Below are 26354 nucleotides of genomic sequence, written 5' to 3' on the forward strand. Positions count from 1 at the left end.
ATGAAATCTTTCTTTAGTCTTCCTCTACCTTCACTTTATCAGCCAAAAATTCAAATCCTTCTGGAATCAGGCTTTCTTCTGCTTCTTTTTCAGTTTGAGAAGATTTGGCTTTGGCTGAAAAGGCTGCGCGAACTTCTTTCCATTCCTCCATGGAAATAGCTAAAATCTCAGGTGAAAAACCTGCTGCTTGACTGAGGATGTTGCCAAACATGGTGTTGAGATTATCCCGTTTCATGGTTTGACCGGCATTAAAGTTAGACTCAAAAGCAAGAATAGCATGGTGTTCATTAGCCGCAACCGGTTGAGAACCAACTAGCAGAGCCTTGTCCGGCCCACCTAGACTTTCAATTACCTCTCCCCAGGCATTCTGCAAGCGAATCAGATTTTGACGTGCTAAATCAGGATTTTCAACGGCCTCTTGTAAGATAGATTGAACTTTATTGCGATCCACACGATAGACTGTCTTACCTACTGCTGGGCGGGGAGTTACTGGGCTTGTTGGCTTGGGCACAGTTCCCACATTAGCGAGTTCTTGTTTGAGACGTGTCACTTCCTGTCTCAGTGCAGAAATTTCATGTTCAACTGCACCAGAAAGAGCTGGTTCGGGCTTGATTTCCGCTAAACGAATGGTCATCATTTCAGCATAAATCTTGGGCTGCAAACTAGACTTAATATCTGCTAAACTCACTGTCGCCAAGCGAATCATTTCAAACAGATTTTCTTTAGGAAGTGTCAAATTTTCTACAAAGACTGGACTATGATGAGTGTTTTCTCCCCCTGTTTGAACAATTAACAAGTCTCTTAAATAGTGCAAAAGGTCGGTCACAAAACGGGTCATGCTCTTGCCATTGTCAAAAAGAAGATTTAAGCAAGACAAGGCCTTGGTAACATCCTGTTGAGACAAGGCAGCCACATAATCATCCAAGGCTGATAGGCTAATGGTGCCAGTAATTTCTTCAGAGATGGCAGTCGTCAATTCATTTCCCTGTGTCAAACTCAGGGCTTGATCCAAAATAGACAAGGCGTCCCGCATTCCACCTTCCGCCCGTCTGGCAATGATTTCCACAGCCTCTGGTTCAGAACTAATATTTTCTTTTTCTAAGATATAGTGGATATGTTCCTTAATATCCTGTGTCTTAATTGATTTAAATTCAAAACGTTGCACACGGGATAGAATAGTCGCAGGAATCTTGTGCAATTCAGTAGTGGCCAAAATAAAAACTACATTCTGTGTTGGCTCTTCCAGCGTCTTTAGGAGGGCATTAAAAGCCCCTGTAGACAGCATGTGAACCTCATCTATGATATAAACCTTATAACGAGCAAGGCTAGGGGCATAGGTAGATTTATCACGAATTTCACGGATTTCATCCACCCCATTATTAGAGGCCGCATCCATTTCGATGACATCTTCTAAACTACCGTCCGTCACTGCCTGACAAATATAGCAGTTATTACAAGGTTCACCACCCACTTGATTTGGGCAGTTCATAGCCTTGGCAAAGATCTTAGCTACACTGGTTTTTCCTGTTCCACGTGGACCAGAAAAAAGATAGGCATGACTTATTTTCTCTTGTTCTACTGCTTGTTTAAGAGTCTTAGCCACAACTTCTTGACCAACCAACTGGGAGAAGTTTTGACTTCTATATTTTCGATAAAGTGCTTGATACATTAAGATTTTTCCCCAAACATTGTAAAGTCCCATTCCGTCTTTTCAAGCAAAATAGCAACAAATTGTTCCAAATAATCTCGATCCATAGCATCGTAATCCTCAATCTCTGAAGAATCCAAATCCAGAACTCCAAGTAGTTGGCCATTCTTTATCATCGGCACCACAATTTCACTTTTAGCTAGACTGTCACAAGAAATATAGTTGGGATAGGTACTTACATCACCAACCAGGACTGTTTCCTGAAACTCAGCAGCTTCACCACATACGCCCTTGCCTAGTGCAATACGGATACAGGAAACACCTCCTTGGAAGGGACCTAAAACCAATTCCTTTCCATCGAACAAATAAAAGCCTGCAAATACGGTATTAGGAAAACGTGATTTTATGAGAGCACTGGCGTTGGAAAGATTAGCCAAAACATTGGTCTCGCCTTCCAATAGGAAGGACAATTCTTCATTTAACATTTGATAACGTGATTGTTTTTCTGATTTTAACATAGAACTATTATATCAAAAAAAGGAGCAGAGACAAAAGAAAAATCCCTTGTTTAGTAAACAAAGGATTTTGTGAATTTTCAATTTGATTAAAGTTCGATATCACCAAACAAATCAGCCATTGAGAATCCTGTTTGTGTTTCTGGAAGTTCGAAATCACGTTTTTCTTGACGTTTTGGACGACGTGGACGAGCAGCACGTTTTTCTTCTTTTTGTCCTTCTTCTTGAGCTGGACGCTCTTCAAGAGCTTTAATAGAAAGTGATACGCGCTCTGCATCTGCGTTAACTTCAAGAACTTTAACTTGAACTTCTTGACCAACTTTAAGAGCTTCTTTTGGATTTTCAATACGTTTGTGTGAAATTTGTGATACGTGAACAAGTCCATCGATACCTGGCAATACTTCAACAAATGCACCGAAGTCAGTCAAACGTTTAACTGTTCCTTCTACTACATCACCTTTAGCCAATTTTTGCTCAACGCCATCCCATGGTCCAGGTGTTGTTGCTTTAAGTGAAAGTGATACACGTCCTTCTTCTTCGTTAAGATCAAGGATTTTCACTTCAATTTCTTCACCAACAGTTACAACTGATTTTGGTGATACGTTACGTTCGTGTGACAATTCAGTCAAGTGAACCAATCCGTCAACACCACCAAGGTCGATGAAAGCACCGAAACTTGTGATACGTGCAACTTTACCAGTTACTACATCACCAACAGCCAATTTACCGAATACTTCAGCGCGAGCTGCTGCTGTAGCTGCTTCAACAACTTCACGGCGTGAAAGGATGAAGCGGTTTTCTTTAGCGTCAACTTCTTTGATTTTAGCATCAAATTCTTGACCTACAAAACGCTCAGTGTTACGTACGAAACGAGTATCCAACATTGAAGCTGGGATAAATCCACGAACACCTTCAAATTCTACTGAAAGTCCACCTTTAACGGCACGAGTTCCTTTAACAGTAACAACTTCTTCTTCGCGACCAACAAGTTTGTCCCATGCTTTGCGAGCTTCAAGGCGTTTTTTAGATACAAGGTATGTAACTGTATCAGTATCTTTACCAACTACTTGACGAAGTACAAGAACATCCAATACTTCTCCTACTTTAACAAAGTCATTGATATCTGCATCGCGATCGTTTGTCAATTCGCGAAGAGTCAAGACACCTTCAACACCAGTTCCAGAGATTGCAACGTTAGCTTGAGTCGCATCAACTGTCAATACTTCAGCACTAACAACATCACCAGTCTCAACTTGGCTAACGCTATTTAGCAAATCTTCAAATTCGTTCATCTAAAAAATCCTCCAACAATCAAGTTTTTCTTAAACTTGACATACTTATAATTTTTTTCCTAAGCACCCGCAAGGACATGTTCATATCATTCACGTCTTTCAATTATAAAAATAAAATACCCTAAGATATTTTGCTTTTTATCTTGATTATTACCTAAGAACTGGGGTAGCTGGATTCGAACCAACGCATGAGGGAGTCAAAGTCCCTTGCCTTACCGCTTGGCTATACCCCATTGATGAAATGGAGAGAGAGGGATTCGAACCCCCGAACCCGAAGGAGCGGATTTACAGTCCGCCGCGTTTAGCCTCTTCGCTATCTCTCCTACAATCAACATGGACTATTATATCATGAAAATTTCAAAAAAACAAGACTTATTTTGCTAAATTATAATTTTCAATCAAAATTTCCACAGCTTTTTCCAATTTTTTATAAAAACTATCGACATTCCCATTCTTTATGATGGCAAATTGTCCATCTAATTCGGCAATTTCTCCAATAACTTTTTTACCGATAGTCAATGTATAACCTTCAAAACTGTCTTTTCCAACATTAACTTTGGCATCTGCTACTTGAATTTCGATTTTTTTATCTTTCTTACTCATTTCATACCTCTCTTCACTTTTTCTATTTTACAAGAAAATCCTAAAACTAGCAAGAAAAAACTCTATATCAGGCTTGTCTGATATAGAGTTTTATGTAAACAACCTCAATCGATTTAGCATAGCTAATAGTTAGTAAACAAGCATAATTGACTATCCTTTTTAGGTTATCAGTGAGTCTCACCACCTACTAACTGCAAATCCTTATCTTTGTAGTCTACAATAGCTTCAATAGCTACCTCTATGCCTCTTACAATATCACATAGACTCATTCCTGCAGTATTCGGCTTATTTACTACTTGTTCCATCATATATGGAATATGCATGAAACCTGCTCTCATATTAGGGAATTTTTTATCCACTAAATAAAGAGCTTGGTACATCAAATGATTGCAAACAAAGGTTCCTGCACTATTGGATACAACTGCCGGAAGTCCCTGTTTTTTGATAGCTTGTACCATCGCTTTGATAGGTAAACTACTAAAATAGGCCGATGCTCCATCAATACGAATCGGTGTATCAATTGGTTGATTGCCTTCGTTATCAGGTATGCGAGCATCATCTTGATTAATAGCCACTCGTTCAGGTGTTAAACCTGTCCTGCCGCCTGCTTGTCCAATACAAAGTACAGCATCTGGTTGATATCGTAATATTTCTGCCTCTAAAACTTCTGACGACTTATAAAAAACCGTTGGAATTTCTACCCAGCGAACTTCGGCCCCATTAATCTCAGATGGTAATAATTTTACAGCCTCCAAAGCTGGATTAATCTTTTCACCTCCAAAAGGATTAAAACCTGTAACCAATATTTTCATTTTATTTTCCTTTACTAAAATGCGAGAAAGTACATTAAGAATATGTGAATAACAATCATTACTAGAGCAACACCTGCTTGAGCCTTTATAACACCATTCTGATCTTTCATATCCATCAGTGCTGCTGGTAGAGCGTTAAAATTAGCAGCCATTGGGGTCAATAAGGTCCCACAATAACCTGCTGTCATGGCAAGAGCACCAGCCACAATTGGATTAGCTCCCAGAGCAAATACAAAGGGAACTCCAACACCTGCTGTAATAACGGTGAATGCTGCAAAAGCATTTCCCATAATCATTGTGAATAGAACCATTCCAAGAACATAGGCCAAAACTCCTATAAAGCGACTATCTGAAGGAACAATACCGCTAATCAGATGAGAGATAACATCACCAACACCTGCTACAGTAAAAATAGCCCCCAAAGCCCCTAATAATTGGGGAACAATCCCACTTGTTGAAACTTGCTGAGTCATTCGATTATTTTCTGATAACAGACTCTTAGGGTGACTATTGGTAATCACAAGAACAGAAATTGTAGCAAACAAGGCGGCAAGGCTAATCGAAATCTTGCTAAATTCTGGAATCATTTGCGCTAAGACCAACGCAAGTATTGCCATCAGCATAACTGGAATAAAAATTTTATTTTTCAATCTGTTAGATTCAATATTGGCTTTCATTTCATCTAAGGATGGCAAGGTTCCGATACGGACTTGCTTAAACAGTGTTAACAGCGATAATAGGATTACAATAATACCAATACTCATATTTGGCATATAGGAACCACCTATAAACGTAATAGCCAATAGAGTCCAAAATGCAGATGTTCCAAATCGGACTGGGTTTGTTTTATCTTTATAACCACAATAGGCTGTATGGAGAAATTGACAACCAATCACAATATAGGTCAACTCTAATAGTTGCTTTGCCAACTCTGTCATTTTTGTTCTCCTCCCCTAGTCTTTTCTGATGTCAATTTTTTATCAAATAAATAATTGTAAATCCCCACTACAATAAGTGTTATAACAGCAACAATAATAGATGCAGAAGCAATCCCTGCATAATTGCTTTCATATCCTAACTGATCTAATGTTCCCCCTATCAAGAGGACTCCCCCAGCACCTACAAACGTATTTTGAGCAAAGAAATTTCCAAAATTTTCATTCGCAGCTGCACGCGCTTTTATTTTCTCATCTTCAACCTCTGTTAACTTTCTACCTAATTGAGACTCTGCTGCTGCTTCTCCCATGGGTTGAACCAAAGGTCTGACAAACTGAGGGTGTCCTCCTAGACGAATTGAAAAGAAACCAGCTAACTCTCGAATAAAGAAATAAACTGTATAGAAGTTTCCAACTGTCAGACCTTTAATCTTTCGAATCAAATCAATTGATCGTTGCTTGAGTCCAAAGGTTTCTGACAACCCCACAAGAGGCAAGGTAACCATAAAAATCGTGAGCACTCGCTGATTGCTAAATTCTTTTCCCAAAATCTCCAAAAATTCAACAAGAGAAACACCTGAAACTAAAGCTGTAACCAAACCAGCTAAGACTACTGTTGCAATTGTATCAAACTTTAAAATAAAACCCACAACAATGATTGCTATTCCTATTAGCTTAATCCACTCCATATCAAACTCCTCTATATTCAAAATGACAGTATTTTTTAAATTTTATCAAGAGCAATACCATTCCTTATTTAATGTGTTTTTCTAGTTCTTTTTGGTACTTACTATTTGATTCCAATTTTTCTTTTTGCCATTTTTTAAGAGCTTCGTCATATTCTTTTGTTGTAACAATATCTTTTTGCAATCTCATTCCTTTAAAGATATATGGATCCCCCTTAATACCAACTTGTGAGTATGGTTTTGAGAATGGTACTACGTTACTTACAACTGGAGAACCACCAGATGAAGCTGTTGGCATCAATAATGAACTATCTGTCAACCAAGCTTGAGCTTTGGCATATTTTTCATATCTCTTCTCTAGGTCAGTGGTCTCAGAAACAGCATCTTCTAACAATTTCTTATATTGATCCAAACCAAGTTTAGCGACAACATCCTTATCTTTTCCTTTCGTAATACCAAGGTGTTTCATGGCAGAACCAGATTTTGGATCCATAATATTCAAGTAAGACGCTGGATCTTGATAGCTTGGAGCCCATCCTGTACTGTTCAAATCATAGTCTTTTTGAGAAGGAACACGCGCTTGTGATGTAATCGTTTCTTTTTCATTATCTGTCATTTGAAGCACATCGATGACAACATTTTCAGCACCAAGAGTTGATTCAATGGACTGTTTGAAAGAGTTGCTTTGTTGAACGGCGATAGTATCTGTTTGTTCAACCGGGACATCCAAGTGAATTGGGAAAGTTACCCCTTTAGATTCCAAGTCTTTCTTAGCTTTTTCGAAAGCAACTTTAGCCTTTTCAGGGTTGTAGATAGAATCCTTACCGTCAACTAGCTCAACACCTTTCCATTGGTCACCATAGTTCACCAACTCTGCTTGGGCGATTTGACCAAAGTTCTTACCACCTGCTTGTACGAAGTTATCTGGAACAAGGCTGTTACGAATAATCTTGTCCGCACCATCTTCACCGTTTAGCTGGGCAGCATAGGAATGACGGTTAAAGGCAAAGTTGATAGCCTGACGGAAGTCCTTATTAAGCATAGCTTCTTTTGTAGAAGTCTTTTGCCCTTCGCTTGTTTTCGCAGTTTTATTGTATGACTGACGATTTACGTTAAAAGTAAAGTAATAACTGCTTGAGTCCTGTGGGCTATAAGTGATTTTATCTCCGTATTCTTCCAAAGTTGAAGCAAAGTTTGAACTACTTGGGAAGAGACGGGCTGTCGTATAAGCACCAGAGGAGAAGCTACGGATCAAAGACTCCTGATCTGAACCATCGTAGTAGGTCAATTTAATCTTCTCAATTTTAACATTTTCTTTATCCCAGTAATTTGGATTTTTTTCATATTCAATCAACGATTTAGAAGTCAATGTTTTTAAGAAATAAGGACCATTGTAGAGAATACCTGCTGGGCTAACCTCTCCGTAATTCTTTCCTGATGCCTTTAAAAACTCTTCATTTACAGGCAACATCGTCGCTGTGGTCACTTTTGAATTCCAGAAACTTTCTGGCGCATTCAATGTATACTCAACTGTGTAGTCATCCAAAGCTTTAACACCAACTGTAGAGAAATCATTGGTTTCACCAGTCATGTAGGCGTCTAAGCCTTTAATTGAATTTTGGATGAGAGAGACACCGTCTGACTTACCATCAGCGACGTGTTTTAGTCCTGTCACAAAGTCATGGGCTGTTACTTCTGCGTATTCTTCGCCTTCTGATGTGTACCATTTCACTCCCTTACGAAGTTTATAGGTATAAGTCAATCCATCTTTTGAGACAGACCAATCCTCAGCCAAAGAAGGAATAACATTACCATATTTATCATTTTCCATCAAACCATCAACGACATTCCCGATAATATCTGTTGTGGATGTACGCGTTGCTATGCTGTAGTCCAAGGATGCTGGATCCACTGCATAGACATAAGAAAATGTTGTCGGAGCATCTGCTTCTTTATCAGCTTTTCCACAGGCTGCTAAAAGAGCTGTTGTGCTTAGGATAAGTCCTGTTGTTAAAATCCACTTTTTCGATTTCATAAAAATCTCCTTTAATATATTTTTAATCTACTTTTACAATCCAACCTTCTGGCGCTGGAATATCACCAAACTGAATTCCTGTCAGTTCATCATAGAGTTTACGAGTCACAGGACCAACTTCTGTTTCACTATAGAATACATGGAAATCATCACCGTGCTGAATACCTCCAATTGGAGAAATCACTGCTGCTGTACCACAGGCACCTGCCTCTACAAAACGGTCCAGGTTATCAATTGGGACATCACCCTCAATAGGAGTTAAGCCCAAGCGGTGTTCTGCCAAATAAAGCAAGGAATACTTGGTAATAGATGGCAAGATAGATGGACTCAATGGTGTTACAAATTCATTATCAGCTGTAATTCCAAAGAAGTTAGCTGATCCGACTTCTTCAATCTTTGTATGAGTTGAAGGGTCTAGGTAAATAACATCTGAAAAATGACGTGACTTGGCCAATTTCCCTGGCAAGAGACTGGCAGCATAGTTTCCACCAACCTTTGCCGCACCTGTACCATTTGGAGCCGCACGGTCGTATTCATCCTGAATCAAGAAGTTGGTTGGAACCAAACCACCCTTAAAGTAATTTCCAACTGGCATAGCAAAGATAGTAAAAATATACTCCTCTGCTGGTTTTACCCCGATAATATCTCCGACACCAATCAAAAGAGGACGAAGATAGAGGGTCCCACCTGTTCCGTATGGTGGTACGTATTCTTCATTCGCACGGACAACTGCTTTACAAGCTTCTACAAACATGTCTGTCGGAACTTGTGGCATCAAGAGACGGTCACATGTCCGTTGCAGGCGTTTGGCATTTTCATCAGGACGGAACAGTTGAACACTGCCATCCTTAGTACGATAAGCTTTCAAACCTTCAAATGCTTGTTGTCCATAGTGGAGACTTGGAGAAGACTCTGAAATATGCAAAGTTGCATCCTCTGTAAGCTCTCCTTGATTCCATTGTCCATTTTTAAAATGAGCAATATAGCGATAAGGTAATTTCATATAGGAGAAACCAAGGTTTTCCCAATCAATCGTTACTGTCATATTCCACTCCTTATTCTAAAAACCTATTTCTTATATTCTACACTATTTTTCTAAAATAGCAAGTATATTTTGTAATTTTCAGAAAATTTCTTCAATAAAAAGAACCAGCTCTTAGAACTGATTCTTCATTTCACTTATTTAGTTTCAGTAAATACTTCTTTAAGATAAGCGTCAAAAACTTCTTCATCAGAAATCGTGTCAGAGATGAAGCTACCGTTACTTGTGCGTTCTGACAGACTCAAGTCTTGCAATCGGCTTTCATAGATTGTTCCTTTATTGGATTGAACAAGTAGAGTTTGGTCGTTCACGTCCACTTCTGTACTAAATAGGTCACCAACGAAGCCTTGTTCTGCAACTGCTCCTGCCAAGAAGACACGGTGCGGTTTGTTTTTCAACTCACGCAAGACTTGTAGTCCTCGTTTAGCACGGCTGGTTGCTGGAATTTCCTCTGTTGAAACACGTTTCAAGCTTCCACGTTGTGTCAAAAGATAGAAAGAAGACGTATTGCAGATAAAGGCTGCTTTGAGGACATCATCTTCTTTCAAGTTCATAGCTTTGACACCTGCTGCCTTAGCACCGACAACCGGAACCTCTTCGATATTGAAACGTAGGGCATAACCATTTTGGCTAATCAAGAGAACATCATCTAGTTTAATCGGAGCCACTGCTACAATCTGGTCTGTCTCGTCTTTTAGCTTAGCATACTTGACAGACTTAGACTTGTAGGTCCTCCATGGGGTGAATTCTTTTCGTTCTACGCGTTTGATTTGACCGAGACGAGTCGCTGCAAAATAAGTTGTCGCATCATCAAACTGATCCACGACTTCCACATAAAGAATTTCTTCATTCGTTTCGAAGTTTGTAATGGTCTGGCTCAGATGCTCACCAATGTCCTTCCAGCGAATATCTGCCAATTCATGAATTGGTCGATAAATGACATTTCCAAGGGTCGTGAACATCAAAAGATGCTGGGTAGTCTTGGCAGATTGAACAAAGATTAAACGGTCATCATCACGCTTGCCAATTTCTTCCAAGGTGGAGGCGGCAAAGGAACGTGGGCTGGTACGCTTGATGTAACCTGCCTTGGTCACGCTGACGTAGGTATCTTCCTCAGCAATCAGACTAGCTGTATCAATCTCGATTGCTTTCGCAGTGTCTTCTAAAGTACTCAAACGTGGAGTCGCAAATTTCTTCTTGACCTCACGAAGTTCTTTCTTCATGAGATTGTACATGGTCCGTTCATCACCGATAATCGCCGCAAGCATAGCAATCTTTTCACGAAGTTCTGCTTCTTCTTCCTGCAAGACAACTACGTCTGTATTGGTCAAACGGTAAAGTTGCAAGGTAACGATAGCCTCAGCCTGCTCCTCTGTAAAATCATAGCTGACCTTGAGATTTTCCTTGGCGTCAGCCTTATTCTCAGAAGCACGGATAAGAGCAATGACTTCATCCAAAATCGAAATCACGCGAATCAAACCTTCGACGATATGAAGACGTTTCTCAGCCTTTTCCTTGTCAAAGCGAGAACGCGCCAAAATCACTTCACGACGGTGGGCGATATAGCTAGACAAGATTGGAACGATCCCAACCTGACAAGGAGTGAAATTGTCAATCGCCACCATGTTAAAGTTGTAGTTGATTTGCAGGTCTGTGTACTTAAAGAGATAGTTTAGAACCAGCTCCGTATTGGCGTCTTTTTTTAGCTCGATAGCGATACGAAGACCATCACGGTCAGACTCATCACGAACCTCAGCAATGCCTGCCACCTTGTTATTGACACGAACATCATCGATTTTCTTAACCAGATTGGCCTTGTTGATTTCATAAGGAATCTCAGTGATAACGATTTGTTCCTTACCACCTTTTAGCTTTTCAATCTCAGTCTTGGAACGAACAACCACGCGCCCTTTCCCAGTTTCATAGGCCTTCTTGATTTCATCACGACCCTGGATAATCCCTCCAGTCGGGAAGTCTGGTCCAGGCAAGAATTCCATGAGTTTATCCACCTTGGCAGTTGGATGATCAATCATATAAACCGTCGCATCAATAACCTCAGCTAAATTATGAGGTGGAATATCTGTGGCATAACCAGCCGAAATACCAGTAGAACCATTAACCAAGAGGTTTGGAAAGGCTGCTGGTAAGACTGTCGGTTCTTTCTCGGTATCGTCAAAGTTCCAAGCAAAAGGAACTGTCTTTTTCTCGATATCCTGAAGAAGATAGCCTGCAATCTCAGACAAACGTGCCTCAGTATAACGCATAGCCGCAGGCGGATCCCCGTCCATAGATCCGTTATTACCGTGCATTTCAACTAGAATCTCACGATTTTTCCAGTCCTGTGACATACGAACCATAGCATCATAGATAGAAGAATCCCCGTGTGGGTGGAAATTCCCCATGATATTCCCGACAGACTTGGCCGACTTACGATAGCTCTTGTCAAAAGTATTTCCATCTTTATTCATCGAATAAAGAATACGACGCTGAACCGGCTTCAAGCCATCACGAATATCTGGCAAAGCCCGGTCTTGAATAATGTACTTGGAGTAGCGACCAAAGCGCTCTCCCATGATGTCCTCTAGGGACATGTTTTGAATGTTAGACATATAGGATACAGAGCCCGTAAAATACCAAGTGAAAATAGAAAATTCTTGAAGTAAGAAAGCTCACCAGAGAATTTATCTTTTTCACGCATCATTTAGGGCGTGTTCAACTCCTTTCAAAGAATATAGAATAGGTTTTTACAGAAAAGGGGGTTAGTTAAGATACAAAGGGACGATTTGACTTGCCAAAAATGTCTGTAGAAAAATAGAAAATCGATGTAGGGCTCAATGAAGTCAAGACGATTTGACTTTTTTCCGAATAAAATTAGTCCCGTGTTCAGTTACTACAAATAACCAAACGACCCTTTCTGTAGTTTAATGTGCTTAAAATTTGTTGCTTCAGTTAATAAGAAATTTCACACAGTATTTAAGGCGTGTTCAACTCCTTTCGAAGAATGTAGTGTATTTTTTATGGAAAAAGAAAAAATATAGAGTAAGTGAGTTTCATCCAATTCCTGTATCTCATTTCCACTTGAAATGTCTACTCCACAAATCCTCGTTTATACTTGATATGGCTGGCGATATTACTATCTACATCTTTCTTATCCCAAAGTTGGAGTTCCCATGGGTAGTAAAAATTACTTTTATTTTTAAAATAGATATGAATACCGACATAGCCATCTTTATCACGTAAATACCAGTTTTTTAGTCCGTAATTCTCTTGCCAATCATCTAATTTCTCCATGACTTGAGCTATCTCTTTGGAACTCAAAATCATACGAGCACCAAAAATATCATTAAGAATTGAATTCACAGGATAGCCCTCTTGACGCTCGGAAAAACGTGTAATTTTATCTAAAATAGACTCAGAAGTTTTGACACGATAAACATAGGCAATATCTTGGACATCTGCTTTCATCAGATAGTCATTAATTGACTCATGTAAATTCAGACGGTAGGACAAAATCGCTTTAGTCGGAACTTTTGAAAAGGTATGCTTAAGATTGATTTTTTCCACCTTACCCGTTTCAAAATAATCTTTAGAATATTCTCGATGAATACGATTAATCTCTGTAATGAGGCGTTCCACTTTTTCAATCATGAGTCTTCTCCTCTCGCTTTTTCATTTTTCTAGTTATTACCAAACTTCTTCACTCTTTCCTCAGCATACTCAATCATCTTCTCAGCCACTTCCTTATCGTAGTCAAATCCCATTTTTTGAGCAAGGGATTGAGCTTCTTGGTGGAAAAGTTGCATCGTAGCAAACAAAGACTGAATGATTTTGTCTACACATGAAAAATCAAGTAGACCTGAGAATTCCTTTTCTTTATCAGTGGGTAAATAGTTAAAAAGATACTTATAATTCTTGCCGACGTCTACTGTTCCCTTATCACTTGCGACCTGCCAAGCTAAGACTTTTAAGAGTTCTTGTTGGCAAATACTGTAGAGATGGTCAGTCGCGTAGATGAGCTGATTACGACAAATTCCTTTAACCACGTAAGCTGACACCCACCAAAATTCATTGCAGGAATTTTTAAAATCTGTCTCACTAGCTGGATGTATCCAGAAACACTGAGGACTGGGAGAATAGGACTCAAACAAGCCCTTCTCATCTTTCAATACTGTATAATCAGCTTCACTATCCACCCACTCTTGGATATGGTCTTTGGGGCAGAGTGTCAAATCAATCCGATTGCCATCTTCAAAAAGCATGAGATAAAGACAACGATGGTCAAGAGCAACCTCTTGCTCAATAATGCGTTTGCCAAACTGGTCTAGCCAAGAAAGGTCACTCGTCAGATTATCTAAATCGTCCACGACATAGACCACGTCATAGTCTTGAAATTCATCTTTTAGGGCCTTTGGGTTTGCCCGTGAACCAGACATGGCGACAGCTTTGACTTGTAAAGTTTTGGCAGTCTGTAAAATCAAATCTAGCATTTCTGTTTCAGTCCTCATGTTAATACCCATTCATTAAAAACTAACTTAAAACACTGTCGCTTCTTCCAGCGTAAACTTGACATTATCCTCAATCCATTTACGGCGTGGTTCGACCTTGTCGCCCATGAGGACATTGACGCGACGTTCTGCGCGTGCTAGGTCTTCGATAGTGACACGGATGAGGGTGCGAGTTTCTGGATTCATGGTTGTTTCCCAGAGCTGGTCTGCATTCATCTCACCAAGACCTTTATATCGTTGGAGGGTAGCCCCTTTACCAAACTGCTTGCGGAGTTCTTCTAACTCGCCATCTGTCCAAGCATAGGCCACTTCTTCTTTCTTTCCTTTCCCTTTTGACATCTTATAAAGAGGTGGAAGGGCGATATAGACATGTCCTGCCTCGACAAGAGGACGCATATAGCGGTAAAAGAAGGTTAAGAGAAGTGTTTGAATGTGGGCACCATCAGTATCGGCATCGGTCATGATAATGATCTTATCATAGTTGGCATCTTCAATAGAGAAGTCTGCCCCAACACCCGCACCGATAGTATAAATCATGGTATTGATTTCTTCATTTTTAAGGATATCCGCCATCTTGGCCTTGGCTGTATTGATAACCTTACCACGAAGAGGTAGAATAGCCTGGAACTTGCGGTCACGACCTTGTTTGGCAGAGCCACCGGCAGAGTCCCCCTCGACTAGATAGAGTTCATTTTTTGCAGGATTCTTGGACTGGGCTGGCGTTAATTTCCCAGACAACAAGCCCTTGTCCTTCTTGTTCTTCTTACCATTGCGGTTCTCATCACGCGCCTTACGTGCCGCTTCACGAGCATCACGGGCCTTGATAGCCTTGCGTATGAGGTTAGAAGCCAATTCTCCATTTTCCATAAGGAAGAAGGTCAACTTATCCGCCACAATGCCATCCACAACGGGACGAGCTAGTGGACTGCCTAATTTGTCCTTGGTCTGACCTTCAAACTGGAGGTGTTCTTCAGGAACCAAGATAGAAAGAACAGCTGCTAACCCTTCACGGTAATCTGACCCTTCAAGGTTTTTATCTTTTTCCTTGAGAAGCCCCGTCTTACGCGCATAGTCATTCATAACCTTGGTAATAGCGGACTTGAGTCCTGTCTCGTGCGTTCCACCGTCCTTGGTGCGAACGTTATTGACAAAGGATAGAATGTTATCTGAAAATCCATCATTGTACTGGAGGGCCACTTCCACTTGGAAACCATTATCTTCCCCTTCAAAGTAAAGAACCGGCGTCAATGTTTCCTTGTCTTCGTTGAGATAAGAAACAAAGTCCTGCACCCCATTTTCATAGTGAAACTCAACAGACTCATCTGTTCGCTTGTCCGTCAAGGACAAGGTCACATTTTTCAAGAGAAAGGCTGACTCATTGAGACGTTCTGAAATGGTATTGTACTTGAAATCTGTCGTAGAAAAGATACCGGCATCTGGCATGAAGGTAACCTTGGTACCTGTTTTAGACTTGGGTGCTGTACCAATTTTCTTCAAGGTCGTGACAGGTTTTCCACCATTTTCAAAACGTTGCTTGTAAACTGCGCCATCACGAGTAATTTCAACTTCTAACCAGCTAGAAAGGGCGTTAACAACGGAAGAACCCACCCCGTGGAGACCACCAGATGTCTTATAGCCACCCTGACCGAATTTCCCTCCGGCGTGAAGAATGGTAAAGATAACCTCAACTGTTGGAATTCCCATAGCGTGCATACCCGTCGGCATCCCACGACCATGGTCTTGAACCGTTAAACTGCCATCTTTATTGATGGTCACATCGATACGATCACCAAATCCAGACAAGGCCTCATCGACTGCATTGTCGACGATTTCCCAGACGAGATGATGGAGTCCAGCCCCATCAGTCGATCCGATATACATCCCCGGACGTTTACGGACCGCATCCAACCCTTCTAGCACCTGAATGGCATCATCATTATAATTGTTAATATTGATTTCCTTTTTTGACACAAGGAACCTCCTATTCGTTCATCTTTACTATTCTACAGGTTTTCCAAGGATTTTGCAAAATTTTTCTTTCTCCGCTGTGACAATTTCAGAAGAGATTCTCTGCCTTTCTTCTCCATTTCATGATATAATAGGAGTATGATTACAATAGTTTTATTAATCCTAGCCTATCTGCTGGGTTCGATTCCGTCTGGTCTCTGGATTGGACAAGTATTCTTTCAAATCAATCTACGCGAGCATGGTTCTGGTAACACTGGAACGACCAATACCTTCCGCATTTTAGGTAAGAAAGCTGGTATGGCGACCTTTGTCATTGACTTTTTCAAAGGAACACTAGCAACGCTTCTGCCTATTATCTTTCATCTGCAAGGCGTCTCGCCTCTCATCTTTGGACTTTTGGCTGTTATTGGCCATACCTTCCCTATCTTTGCAGGATTTAAGGGTGGTAAGGCTGTCGCAACCAGTGCTGGAGTGATTTTCGGATTTGCGCCTGTCTTCTGTCTCTACCTAGCAGTTGTTTTCTTTGGAACCCTCTATCTTGGTAGTATGATTTCACTATCTAGTGTCACTGCATCTATCGCGGCTGTCATTGGAGTTCTACTCTTTCCACTTTTGGGTTTTATCCTGAGTCACTATGACCCTCTCTTCATCGCTATTATCCTAGCTCTTGCTAGTTTAATCATCATTCGTCATAAGGACAATATCACACGCATCAAAAATAAAACTGAAAATTTGGTCCCTTGGGGACTGAACTTAACCCATCAACATCCTAAAAAATAAAACGCCAGTTTGAACAGAACTGACGTTTTTTTGTATGCTTATTTTGATTTGATATAGTTGATACCGTCTGCTTTTGGTGCGACTGCTTTTCCAAAGAAAGCTGCCAAGACAAGAATTGTTAAAACATAAGGTGCGATTTGAAGATAAACCGTAGGCACTCCTTGTAGGAACGGCAATTGAGAACCGATAACAGCCAAACTTTGTGAAAGTCCAAAGAAGAGACTAGAAAGCATGGCTCCGATTGGATTCCATTTTCCGAAAATCATCGCAGCAAGAGCAATAAATCCAGGTCCAACAATAGTTGTCACTGAGAAGTTAACTGAGATGGATTGAGCATAAATCGCTCCGCCAATTCCACCTAGGAAACCTGAAATGATGACTCCTAGATATCTCATCTTGTAGACATTGATTCCCAAAGTATCTGCTGCTTGAGGATGTTCACCAACAGAGCGGAGACGAAGACCAAAGCGGGTCTTGAAGAGAATAAACCAAGCAAGGAACGAGAAGGCAATCGCCAAGTAACCAAGAAGGCTAGTTGACTTGAAGAAAATATCACCGATAACTGGGATATTTGCCAAGACTGGGAAATCAAAGCGTCCAAAAGTCTGACTTAAGTTATCTGTTTGTCCTTTATTATAAAGAACTTTAACTAAGAAAACAGCCAAGGCAGGCGCCATCAAGTTCAATACCGTACCGCTGACAACATGGTCTGCACGGAAATGAACCGTCGCTGCTGCGTGGATGATAGAGAAAACACTACCAACCAATCCTGCTACAAGCAAGGATAACCATGGAGTTGCAGCTCCAAATTGTTCTGCAAATTCAAGGTTAAAGACAACTCCAGAAAAGGCACCCATAACCATAATTCCTTCAAGGCCAACGTTTACCACACCACCACGTTCAGAGAAAACACCACCAATACTTGTAAAGATGAGGGGGGCTGAGTAAATCAGCATAGAAGACACCAAGAGGGTGAGCAAGGTTGTAATAGACATCTTTACTTACCTCCTTTAACTTGTTTTTTCGGTTTGACAAAGCGTTCGATAAGGTAATGAACACTGACAAAGAAGATAATAGACGCTGTTACAATGCTGACAAGCTCAGACGGTACCTGCGCCGCATTCATACCAGGGGCTCCAACTTGGAGAACACCAAATAGGAAGGCTGCAAAGAGAATACCAATTGGTGAGTTGGCCGCAAGCAGACTAACCGCCATCCCGTTAAATCCGACAGCTAATGATGCCCCTTGAACATAGACGTTCTGGAAGGTTCCAAGTCCTTCAACAGCTCCACCAAGACCTGCCAAAGCACCTGAAATAATCATAGATAGGATAATAGTCCGTTTAGCAGAAATACCAGCATATTCTGAAGCATGAGGATTAAGACCAACAGCACGGATTTCAAAACCAAGGGTTGTTTTCTTGAGCATGAACCAAATGACTGCAACGGCAATGATGGCAAAGAAAATACCAATATTCATCCGTGAGTTACCAGTCAACTCAGCCAACCAAGGGGTCTGATAGGTTGCATTAGCCCCAACACGAATGGTCGAATCCGTACTTTGCATGAAGTCTTTAGGAAAGGCATGGATAAAGGCATTCCCTACATACAAGACAATGTAGTTCATCATGATGGTTACGATAACCTCTGACGTCCCTAGATAGGCCCTAAGAATACCTGGAATCGCACCAACAATCCCACCAGCAATCAAGGCTATCACGATGGTTGCTAGAATCATCAAGGGACGTGGCATATCTGGATGCGACAAGGCAAACCAACCACTGAGAATCCAACCTGCCAAAGCCTGGCCAGGAAGTCCGACGTTAAAGAAACCAGCACGACTGGCAACAGCAAAACCAAGACCAATCAAGACCAAAGGCCCCATAGCACGGAAGATTTCTCCAATCCCACGCAGGCTACCAAAGGCTGTATAGAACAATTCTTCATAGCCCCAAATAGCATCATAACCGAAGATCCACATGACAATGGCTCCGAGTAAAATTCCTAGGAAGACAGAAATCAAGGGAACCGAAATTTGTTGTAATTTTTTAGACATCACTCTTCTCCTTTCCCAAGTTTCCACCAGCCATCAAGACACCAAGTTCTTGTTTATTGGTTGTTTCTGGTGACACAATACCTTGAATCTTACCATCATGAATAACGGCAATACGGTCTGAGACGTTTAAAATCTCATCCAATTCAAAGCTGACAACAAGGACAGCCTTGCCATTATCACGCTCTTCAATCAAGCGTTTGTGGATATATTCAATGGCACCGACATCCAAACCACGAGTTGGTTGGCTGACGATAAGAAGATCAGGATCTCGATCAATTTCACGAGCAATAATTGCTTTTTGTTGATTTCCTCCCGAGAGTGCAGCTGCAGGAACAAATTCACTGGCAGCACGAACATCAAACTCTTCCATTAGCTTTTTAGCATAAGAAGTAATATTTGAATAGTTCAAAATTCCATTTTTGCTATGTGGTTCTTTGTAGTAGGTTTGAAGGGCAATATTTTCAGAAATCATCATTTCCAAAATCAAACCATCACGGTGACGATCTTCTGGAACGTGCCCAACACTCAACTCTGTAATCTGACGTGGGTGCAAGCCCACAATTGAATCTCCTTTTAGCTCAATGCTTCCAGATTCAACCTTGCGAAGACCTGTAATGGCTTGAATCAGTTCAGACTGACCATTTCCATCAATCCCCGCAATCCCAACAATCTCTCCAGCACGAACATCCAAGGACAGATTTTTAACAGCTGGAACACCGCGGTTTTCATTGACCACCAAGTCTTTGATTGACAAGACCACTTCTTTTGGTTGAGAGGCTTGCTTCTCTGTTTTAAAGGAAACAGAACGTCCTACCATCATTTCTGCCAAATCAGCATTAGTAGCCCCTGCAATTTTGACGGTTTCAATTGATTTCCCACGACGGATAACCGTAACGCGGTCAGAAACTGCGCGAATCTCGTCCAACTTGTGAGTAATCAAGATAATTGATTTTCCTTCTTTGACAAGATTTTTCATAATAGCCATCAACTCCTCAATTTCTGATGGAGTCAAAACAGCCGTTGGTTCGTCAAAAATAAGAATATCAGCTCCCCGATAAAGGGTTTTTAAAATTTCTACACGTTGTTGGGCTCCAACTGAGATGTCTGCCACCTTGGCAGAAGGGTCCACAGCTAAGCCATAACGTTCAGAAAGAGCCTTGATTTCTTTGCTAGCTCCAGCGATATCTAGCACACCATTTTTAGTCAATTCACTCCCTAAAATAATGTTTTCAGCCACCGTGAAAGCCTCTACCAACATAAAGTGCTGGTGAACCATTCCGATTCCCAAGCCAGCTGCTTTAGATGGGGAGTCGAGGTTGACAACTTGACCGTTGACCGCGATTTCACCACTAGTTGGTTCAAGAAGGCCTGCTAACATGTTCATGAGCGTGGACTTACCAGCCCCATTTTCTCCTAAAAGTGCATGAATTTCACCTTTTCGTAGGTGCAGGTTGATTTTGTCGTTGGCAACAAATTCACCAAACACCTTGGTAATATCACGCATCTCAATGACATTTTCGTGTGCCATGTGCTCTTCCTTTCAGAGTCTTATTTTATTTCAATAAAACTTGCTAGTTTGTCTAGTAGCAAGCTTTACTGAGACAAAATGACTTTGTCTCAACTCTTAAAAAGCGGCCGATGGCCGCTTCCTAAGAAATAACTTCCATCCATTATTTTGCAGGAACTTTTACGCTTCCATCAAGGATTTTAGCTTTTGCATCTTCAACGGCTTTTTTACCTTCTTCAGAAAGGTTAGTTGTTACCAAATCAACCCCTTTATCTTTCAATGAGTAAACGATCACTTGACCGCCAGGGAATTCACCTTTTTCTGCCTTGTTAGAAATATCTTTTACAGTTGTACCAACTTGTTTCAAAGTAGATGCAAGAACAAAGTTTGATTCTTTACCATCTTTAGAAGTGTATTTACCTTCTGCTTCTTGGTCACGGTCAACACCGATAACCCAAACTTTTTCATTTTCAGGACGGCTTTCGTTGAGTGATTTTGCTTCTGCAAAGACACCAGCACCTGTACCACCAGCTACTTGGTAAACAATATCTGCACCGGCTGCGTATTGTGCGGCTGCAATTGTTTTACCTTTCGCAGCATCACCAAATGAACCAGCGTAGTCAACTTGTACTTTGATAGATGGGTCTACTGAGGCAACACCAGCCTTGAATCCTGCTTCAAAACGAGAGATAACTTCTGACTCCTGCCCACCTACAAAACCAACTTGTTTTGTTTTAGTTGTTTTTGCTGCAGCTACACCTGCAAGGTAACCTGACTCATTATCAGCGAAAGTTACGCTCGCAACATTCTTTTGATCTTTAATCACATCATCAATCAAGACATAGTTCAAGTCAGAATGTTCTTTAGCTGCTTCTTCAACCGCATTGTGAAGGGCAAAACCAACACCGAAGATTAGGTTGTAACTTCCAGCCGCTTGTTGCAAGTTGTTAGCGTAGTCAGCTTCACTTGTTGATTGGAAGTAAGTGAAACCGTTATCTTTTGAAAGATTGTGTTCTTTACCCCAAGCCTGCAAACCTTCCCAAGCTGATTGGTTGAATGATTTGTCATCAACACCACCAGTATCAGTGACGATTGCTGCTTTTGTCTTCACATCAGAAGATGAATCTGCCTTACGAGAAGAGCGGTTACCACATGCAGCAAGTCCAACTGCTGCCACTGCTACTAGGCCAAGACCTAGCCATTGTTTCTTGTTCATTACTGAACCTCCTAAATAAGATGTGCAACGATGTTGCAAGTATGGATTGGTTGGCCACAAGGACCGTGTCACTCAGAGAGCGACTCAGACTAGTTTAAGTCTGTAAAAGAGTATGGAAGTAATTCCCCGACCGTCATCTCGACCGTCGATTTATCTTTTGCGACTAAGGTCACTTTTAGATCTTGTTCAAAAAATTCGACCATTACTTGGCGACAAGCACCACATGGTGAAATCGGTTTTTCAGTTTGACCATAAACAATCAGCTCTGAAAATTCTCTTTGCCCTTCAGATACAGCCTTAAAAATGGCTGTTCTCTCACCGCAATTGGTCAAAGGATAGCTAGCATTTTCGATATTCACTCCCGTGTAAACACTTCCGTCTTTGGCTACTAAAACTGCTCCGATAGGAAAGTGAGAATAGGGGACATAGGCATGTTTGCTGGTTTCAATTGCCAGTTCAATCAACTCAGTAGTCGCCATCTGCCAATTCTCCTTTTAAAATGGCTACCCCAGCTGACGTTCCAATACGGGTCGCACCTGCTTCCACAAAGGCAAGAGCATCTGCATAAGAACGAGCTCCACCAGCAGCCTTGACACCCATATCAAGTCCAACTGTTTCACGCATCAATTTGACATCTGCTATCGTAGCACCACCAGTTGAAAAGCCAGTAGATGTTTTGACAAAGTCAGCCCCAGCTTTTTGGGCTAATTGGCAGGCTACAACTTTTTCTTGGTCAGTCAGCAGGCAAGCTTCAATAATGACTTTCACTAACTTGTCCCCACTTGCTTCCACGACTGCGCGAATATCTGACTCCACCAAGGCTAAATCACCTGATTTGAGAGCTCCAACATTGATTACCATGTCAATCTCGTCAGCCCCATTTTGGATAGCTTCTTTTGTTTCAAATGCTTTCACGGCTGAAGTTGTTGCTCCCAAGGGGAAACCTACTACTGTGCAGACCTTGACATCTGTGCCTTCAAGCCCTTTTTTAGCATATTCAACCCAGGTCGGATTAACGCAAACACTGGCAAAATCATACTCTCTAGCCTCAGACAACAAACTATCAATTTGATTTTCTGTTGCATCTTGCTTTAAAAGCGTATGATCGATATATTTATTTAATTTCATATTCGGATTCTCCTGCGGTTTATGAGATAATTTCTATAATTTCTCGTAAACTTTGCACCCTATCATTTATTTTAACATATTTTTGAAAATCTGTAACTAGCTGAGGAGAAATTTTTCCATTTGTGTATACTTTTGCAACAATTTCTCCCTTTTGAACGGAATCTCCAACTTTCTTTTCAAAAACAATTCCTGTTTCATAGTCCAAGGCATCAGACTTGACTGCACGGCCTGCCCCCAGTCTCATAGCATAAAGCCCAAATTCCATAGCTGGAAGAGCTGAAATGACACCCGTTTCCTGAGCAGGGATTTCCACCACATGGGTAACATTGACAGGACGATAGAGGTCTTCCAAGTCTCCACCTTGGGCTTGGACCATCTCCTCAAACTTAGCCAGTGCTTGACCATTTTCAAGATGTTGGCGAACTTCTTCAACTGTCTTGTTTACATTTGCCAGGCCAAGCATAATTTGAGCCAATTCACAGATGAAGTGGGTAATATCCTGACGGCCTTGACCTTGTAAAATCTCCAATGCTTCAAGGATCTCCAGACGATTTCCAATAGCACGCCCTAAAGGCTGGCTCATATCCGTAATCACTGCTACCGTTTTTCTACCAACTGCCTTACCAAGTTCCACCATGGTTTGAGCCAATTCTCGCGCTTCATCAACCGTCTTCATGAAGGCACCTTCTCCGACAGTTACGTCTAGCAAAATAGCATCCGCTCCTGCCGCGATTTTCTTGCTCATCACCGAACTCGCAATCAAAGGAATCGTGTCAACAGTTGAGGTCACATCACGGAGGGCGTAGAGAAGCTTATCAGCTTTGACAAGCTGGTCTGATTGCCCAATGACAGATACACCAATATCCTGAACCTGACGAATAAAATCCTCTTGACTGCGTTCCACTTGATAGCCCTTAATGGACTCCAATTTATCAATTGTCCCACCAGTATGGCCGAGACCACGACCACTCATTTTTGCGACTGGAACTCCAAAACTCGCTACTAAAGGAGCTAAAATCAAGGTCACCTTATCACCAACACCACCAGTAGAATGCTTGTCAACCTTAACCCCATCAATAGCAGATAAATCAAACTCTTGCCCTGTCTGAACCATATTCATGGTCAAATCAGATATTTCTCGAGTCGTCATTCCTTTGAAATAGATAGCCATAGCAAAGGCAGACATCTGATAATCAGGAACAGTTCCTGACACATAGCTTTCAACTAGCCATTCAATTTCACTCGAAGTCAGTTCTTGACCGTCTCGTTTTTTTTGGATTAAATCAACTGCTCTCATTCGTTCACACTTCTAAGGATATAATATCCCTTATCTTTTTTGACGATTTCACAATTGCCAAACACCTCTTCCATCTTGGACTTGGCGCTTGGGGCCCCTTGTTTTTTCTGGATAACGATTGTTAAATCTCCACCAGTTTCCAAGAAATCTTTACTTTTCTCAATGATTTCATGAACCACTTGCTTGCCCGCACGGATAGGAGGATTGGAAATGACATGGTCAAATTCCCCTTCAACTTGTTCATAGATGTTGGACTGGAAAATCGTCGCTTCTACTTTATTTCGTTCAGCATTTTGTCGCGCCAAATCCAAGGCACGATTATTGATATCAACCATGGTCGCCTGAACTCCGTAAACCTTGACCAAGGACAAACCTAATGGACCGTAACCACAGCCGACATCAAGGACAGTTTCTCCTTGGTTGACCTCCAGACACTTGAGCAATAGTTGACTTCCAAAGTCAACCATTTTCTTGCTAAAAACACCCGCATCCGTCAGAAAAGTCATTTTTTCTCCCAACAATTCTACTCTCAACTCATGAATGTCGTGAGCAGCGTCAGGATTTTCTGCATAGTACATTTTACTCATGAAACTATTTTACCATAATTTGACTTAAATTGTAAATCGTTTACATATCCAGAATGAGACAAAAAGATTGAAGGAAGTTGCTTTACAATAGCTCCCCTTCAATCTCTTTCAACTTTTATAAGCAAATTGTATTTCATCTAGGACTACAGTTATCATTGCCACGATAAAACAATTTATTGTCTATCATCAGACGCATTGTCAGCGCTATTTCTTTACTTTTAAATATTTCACTATCAATAGGATTCCCAACAAAATGTTTAAATAAAAGCCCAACTGATAAGTTTGTGTCAGGATTTCCAAACTTGTCCAAAGTCGTATCAAATCTTCTAGCGACATGCGGAAGAAATAACCCTCTGTAGCAATCCACAAAATCAAAAATAGATAACTTCCAGCAGCAAGCCATTTCGCCCATCGTTTTTTTAGAAAGAAAGCAATCAAGAGTGAACATATAAAAACAACTGTTACAATGGCATGTTCCATCAAAAAAGTAAAACCGTAATAGATTTCCACAAAGCGTCTACCATTATCCGCATTGACTCCTCTTATAAAAGGTAGTGCAAAACTTAAAATAAAACAAAGTTCCAATATATAACGTTTTAAAATTTTCATAGTACACCTCCTATCAGTTGTGAACTAAAAAGCCCCCTTTATAGCTGATAAGTCAGTAGAAAGCAGCTCCTACTTCATCAATAAATTGTTCATCCTCTATCTACTTATAGTATATACTATTGACTTACCACATTCAAGAAACCGCTTTATTTTTTTAACTTTTTATGGTATGATAGACAAAATATCTAGGGGAAAACAAATGACCAACGAATTTTTACATTTTGAAAAAATAAGCCGCCAGACTTGGCAATCTTTACATCGAAAGACAACACCTCCTTTGACAGAAGAAGAATTGGAATCTATCAAGAGTTTTAATGACCAAATCAGTCTTCAAGACGTTACAGATATCTATCTCCCCCTAGCCCATCTGATTCAGATTTACAAGCGAACTAAGGAAGATTTAGCCTTTTCAAAAGGAATTTTCCTCCAACGTGAAAGTAAATCTCAGCCTTTTATTATTGGGGTTTCTGGGAGTGTTGCCGTTGGAAAATCCACAACCAGTCGCCTACTTCAAATCCTGCTTTCTAGAACTGTAACTGATGCTAGTGTTGAGTTGGTTACAACTGATGGCTTTCTCTATCCCAACCAGACCTTGATTGAGCAGGGGATTTTAAATCGTAAAGGATTTCCTGAAAGCTATGATATGGAAGCTCTTCTCAACTTCTTGGACCGGATTAAAAATGGTCAAGATGTAGATATTCCTGTCTATTCTCATGAAGTCTACGACATCGTACCTGAGGAAAAGCAAAGCGTCAAAGCTGCTGATTTTGTGATTGTTGAAGGAATCAATGTCTTTCAAAATCCACAAAACGAGCGTCTCTATATCACTGACTTCTTTGACTTTTCCATCTATGTTGATGCTGCAGTCGATGACATCGAGAGTTGGTATCTGGACCGTTTCTTGAAAATGCTGAGCCTAGCCCAAAACGACCCTGATAGCTACTATTATCGTTTTACACAAATGCCGATTGGGGAAGTGGAATCCTTTGCCCATCAAGTCTGGACCAGTATCAATCTCACAAATCTACAAAATTATATTGAACCAACCAGAAATCGTGCGGAAGTGATTCTTCATAAAAGCAAGAACCATGAAATCGATGAAATTTACTTAAAAAAATAATTTTCCCTTGTCA

General features: G+C 40.9%; 24 protein-coding genes and 2 tRNA genes. 2 read left to right on the forward strand and 24 right to left on the reverse strand.

Features of this window, described 5'->3' with window-relative positions:
* Positions 1 to 13: 13 nt before the first annotated feature.
* The 15 genes from dnaX to parE form a co-directional block, all read right to left on the reverse strand.
* Positions 14 to 1669, reverse strand: coding sequence for a DNA polymerase III subunit gamma/tau (dnaX, locus tag ACLV7Q_RS06735; protein ID WP_218757597.1), 1656 nt, complete (start codon positions 1667 to 1669; stop codon positions 14 to 16).
* On the reverse strand, positions 1669 to 2166 hold the full coding sequence (locus ACLV7Q_RS06740) for a GAF domain-containing protein (RefSeq protein WP_023932849.1): 498 nt from the start codon (positions 2164 to 2166) through the stop codon (positions 1669 to 1671). The genes dnaX and ACLV7Q_RS06740 overlap by 1 nt, the downstream gene beginning before the upstream one ends.
* Before the next feature lie 86 nt (positions 2167 to 2252).
* Positions 2253 to 3455, reverse strand: a complete 1203-nt coding sequence (rpsA, locus tag ACLV7Q_RS06745) for a 30S ribosomal protein S1 (RefSeq protein WP_001001631.1) — start codon at positions 3453 to 3455, stop codon at positions 2253 to 2255.
* A 161-nt stretch (positions 3456 to 3616) separates the two neighbouring features.
* A tRNA-Gln gene (locus ACLV7Q_RS06750) sits at positions 3617 to 3688 on the reverse strand.
* A 9-nt stretch (positions 3689 to 3697) separates the two neighbouring features.
* Positions 3698 to 3778 (reverse strand) — tRNA-Tyr (locus tag ACLV7Q_RS06755).
* Between the two features lie 49 nt (positions 3779 to 3827).
* Positions 3828 to 4058, reverse strand: coding sequence for a DUF2969 domain-containing protein (locus ACLV7Q_RS06760; RefSeq protein ID WP_000037113.1), 231 nt, complete (start codon positions 4056 to 4058; stop codon positions 3828 to 3830).
* Between the two features lie 167 nt (positions 4059 to 4225).
* Positions 4226 to 4870 carry a pyroglutamyl-peptidase I gene (pcp, locus tag ACLV7Q_RS06765; RefSeq protein WP_000699369.1) on the reverse strand — a complete coding sequence of 215 codons (645 nt, stop codon included), beginning with the start codon at positions 4868 to 4870 and terminating at the stop codon, positions 4226 to 4228.
* 14 nt (positions 4871 to 4884) lie between these two features.
* A complete protein-coding gene (locus ACLV7Q_RS06770; protein ID WP_218757598.1) occupies positions 4885 to 5808 on the reverse strand; it encodes a DUF979 domain-containing protein in 924 nt (307 codons plus the stop codon).
* Positions 5805 to 6494, reverse strand: coding sequence for a DUF969 domain-containing protein (locus ACLV7Q_RS06775; protein ID WP_050242451.1), 690 nt, complete (start codon positions 6492 to 6494; stop codon positions 5805 to 5807). The genes ACLV7Q_RS06770 and ACLV7Q_RS06775 overlap by 4 nt, the downstream gene beginning before the upstream one ends.
* Before the next feature lie 64 nt (positions 6495 to 6558).
* On the reverse strand, positions 6559 to 8526 hold the full coding sequence (locus tag ACLV7Q_RS06780) for a peptide ABC transporter substrate-binding protein (RefSeq protein ID WP_218757599.1): 1968 nt from the start codon (positions 8524 to 8526) through the stop codon (positions 6559 to 6561).
* A 22-nt stretch (positions 8527 to 8548) separates the two neighbouring features.
* Positions 8549 to 9571: a branched-chain amino acid aminotransferase gene (locus ACLV7Q_RS06785; RefSeq protein ID WP_218757600.1), complete on the reverse strand. Its 1023-nt coding sequence runs from the start codon at positions 9569 to 9571 to the stop codon at positions 8549 to 8551.
* Between the two features lie 134 nt (positions 9572 to 9705).
* Positions 9706 to 12177: a DNA topoisomerase IV subunit A gene (gene parC / locus ACLV7Q_RS06790; protein WP_218757601.1), complete on the reverse strand. Its 2472-nt coding sequence runs from the start codon at positions 12175 to 12177 to the stop codon at positions 9706 to 9708.
* A gap of 478 nt (positions 12178 to 12655) precedes the next feature.
* Positions 12656 to 13216 carry a GTP pyrophosphokinase gene (locus tag ACLV7Q_RS06795; RefSeq protein ID WP_218757602.1) on the reverse strand — a complete coding sequence of 187 codons (561 nt, stop codon included), beginning with the start codon at positions 13214 to 13216 and terminating at the stop codon, positions 12656 to 12658.
* Positions 13217 to 13245: 29 nt separating this feature from the next.
* The gene (locus ACLV7Q_RS06800; RefSeq protein WP_218757603.1) at positions 13246 to 14073 is read right to left on the reverse strand and encodes an aminoglycoside 6-adenylyltransferase; all 828 of its coding nucleotides are present in this window, start codon (positions 14071 to 14073) and stop codon (positions 13246 to 13248) included.
* A gap of 27 nt (positions 14074 to 14100) precedes the next feature.
* Complete coding sequence (gene parE, locus ACLV7Q_RS06805; RefSeq protein WP_218757604.1) at positions 14101 to 16044, reverse strand: DNA topoisomerase IV subunit B; 1944 nt, start codon at positions 16042 to 16044, stop codon at positions 14101 to 14103.
* Between the two features lie 135 nt (positions 16045 to 16179).
* Between parE and plsY the strand changes: the two genes are divergently transcribed.
* Complete coding sequence (gene plsY, locus ACLV7Q_RS06810; protein ID WP_218757605.1) at positions 16180 to 16821, forward strand: glycerol-3-phosphate 1-O-acyltransferase PlsY; 642 nt, start codon at positions 16180 to 16182, stop codon at positions 16819 to 16821.
* A 38-nt stretch (positions 16822 to 16859) separates the two neighbouring features.
* Here the strand turns inward: plsY and ACLV7Q_RS06815 are convergent, their stop codons facing one another.
* The 9 genes from ACLV7Q_RS06815 to ACLV7Q_RS06855 form a co-directional block, all read right to left on the reverse strand.
* Positions 16860 to 17816, reverse strand: a complete 957-nt coding sequence (locus tag ACLV7Q_RS06815) for an ABC transporter permease (protein ID WP_218757606.1) — start codon at positions 17814 to 17816, stop codon at positions 16860 to 16862.
* A gap of 2 nt (positions 17817 to 17818) precedes the next feature.
* Positions 17819 to 18877 carry an ABC transporter permease gene (locus tag ACLV7Q_RS06820; RefSeq protein WP_023942990.1) on the reverse strand — a complete coding sequence of 353 codons (1059 nt, stop codon included), beginning with the start codon at positions 18875 to 18877 and terminating at the stop codon, positions 17819 to 17821.
* Positions 18870 to 20405 (reverse strand): ABC transporter ATP-binding protein, encoded by a 1536-nt coding sequence (locus ACLV7Q_RS06825; protein ID WP_023940958.1) that lies wholly within the window; start codon positions 20403 to 20405, stop codon positions 18870 to 18872. Before ACLV7Q_RS06825 ends, ACLV7Q_RS06820 begins: the two co-directional genes overlap by 8 nt.
* A gap of 142 nt (positions 20406 to 20547) precedes the next feature.
* Entirely contained in the window at positions 20548 to 21600 is a 1053-nt protein-coding gene (locus tag ACLV7Q_RS06830) for a BMP family lipoprotein (protein ID WP_001036122.1), read from the reverse strand.
* Between the two features lie 89 nt (positions 21601 to 21689).
* Positions 21690 to 22079, reverse strand: a complete 390-nt coding sequence (locus ACLV7Q_RS06835; RefSeq protein WP_000246089.1) for a cytidine deaminase — start codon at positions 22077 to 22079, stop codon at positions 21690 to 21692.
* A complete protein-coding gene (gene deoC / locus ACLV7Q_RS06840) occupies positions 22066 to 22728 on the reverse strand; it encodes a deoxyribose-phosphate aldolase (protein ID WP_175880070.1) in 663 nt (220 codons plus the stop codon). Before deoC ends, ACLV7Q_RS06835 begins: the two co-directional genes overlap by 14 nt.
* Before the next feature lie 19 nt (positions 22729 to 22747).
* Positions 22748 to 24025 (reverse strand): pyrimidine-nucleoside phosphorylase, encoded by a 1278-nt coding sequence (locus tag ACLV7Q_RS06845; protein ID WP_218757607.1) that lies wholly within the window; start codon positions 24023 to 24025, stop codon positions 22748 to 22750.
* Positions 24022 to 24612, reverse strand: a complete 591-nt coding sequence (locus ACLV7Q_RS06850) for a class I SAM-dependent methyltransferase (protein ID WP_411866001.1) — start codon at positions 24610 to 24612, stop codon at positions 24022 to 24024. Before ACLV7Q_RS06850 ends, ACLV7Q_RS06845 begins: the two co-directional genes overlap by 4 nt.
* Positions 24613 to 24816: 204 nt before the next feature.
* On the reverse strand, positions 24817 to 25221 hold the full coding sequence (locus ACLV7Q_RS06855) for a hypothetical protein (RefSeq protein WP_218757608.1): 405 nt from the start codon (positions 25219 to 25221) through the stop codon (positions 24817 to 24819).
* 199 nt (positions 25222 to 25420) lie between these two features.
* Here ACLV7Q_RS06855 and coaA point away from each other — a divergent pair, with 199 nt between their 5' ends.
* The gene (gene coaA / locus ACLV7Q_RS06860) at positions 25421 to 26341 is read left to right on the forward strand and encodes a type I pantothenate kinase (RefSeq protein WP_218757609.1); all 921 of its coding nucleotides are present in this window, start codon (positions 25421 to 25423) and stop codon (positions 26339 to 26341) included.
* The last annotated feature ends 13 nt before the right edge of the window (positions 26342 to 26354 follow it).

This window comes from Streptococcus mitis (assembly GCF_965111725.1).
In the GTDB taxonomy this organism is placed as follows: Bacteria; Bacillota; Bacilli; order Lactobacillales; family Streptococcaceae; genus Streptococcus; species Streptococcus mitis_DV.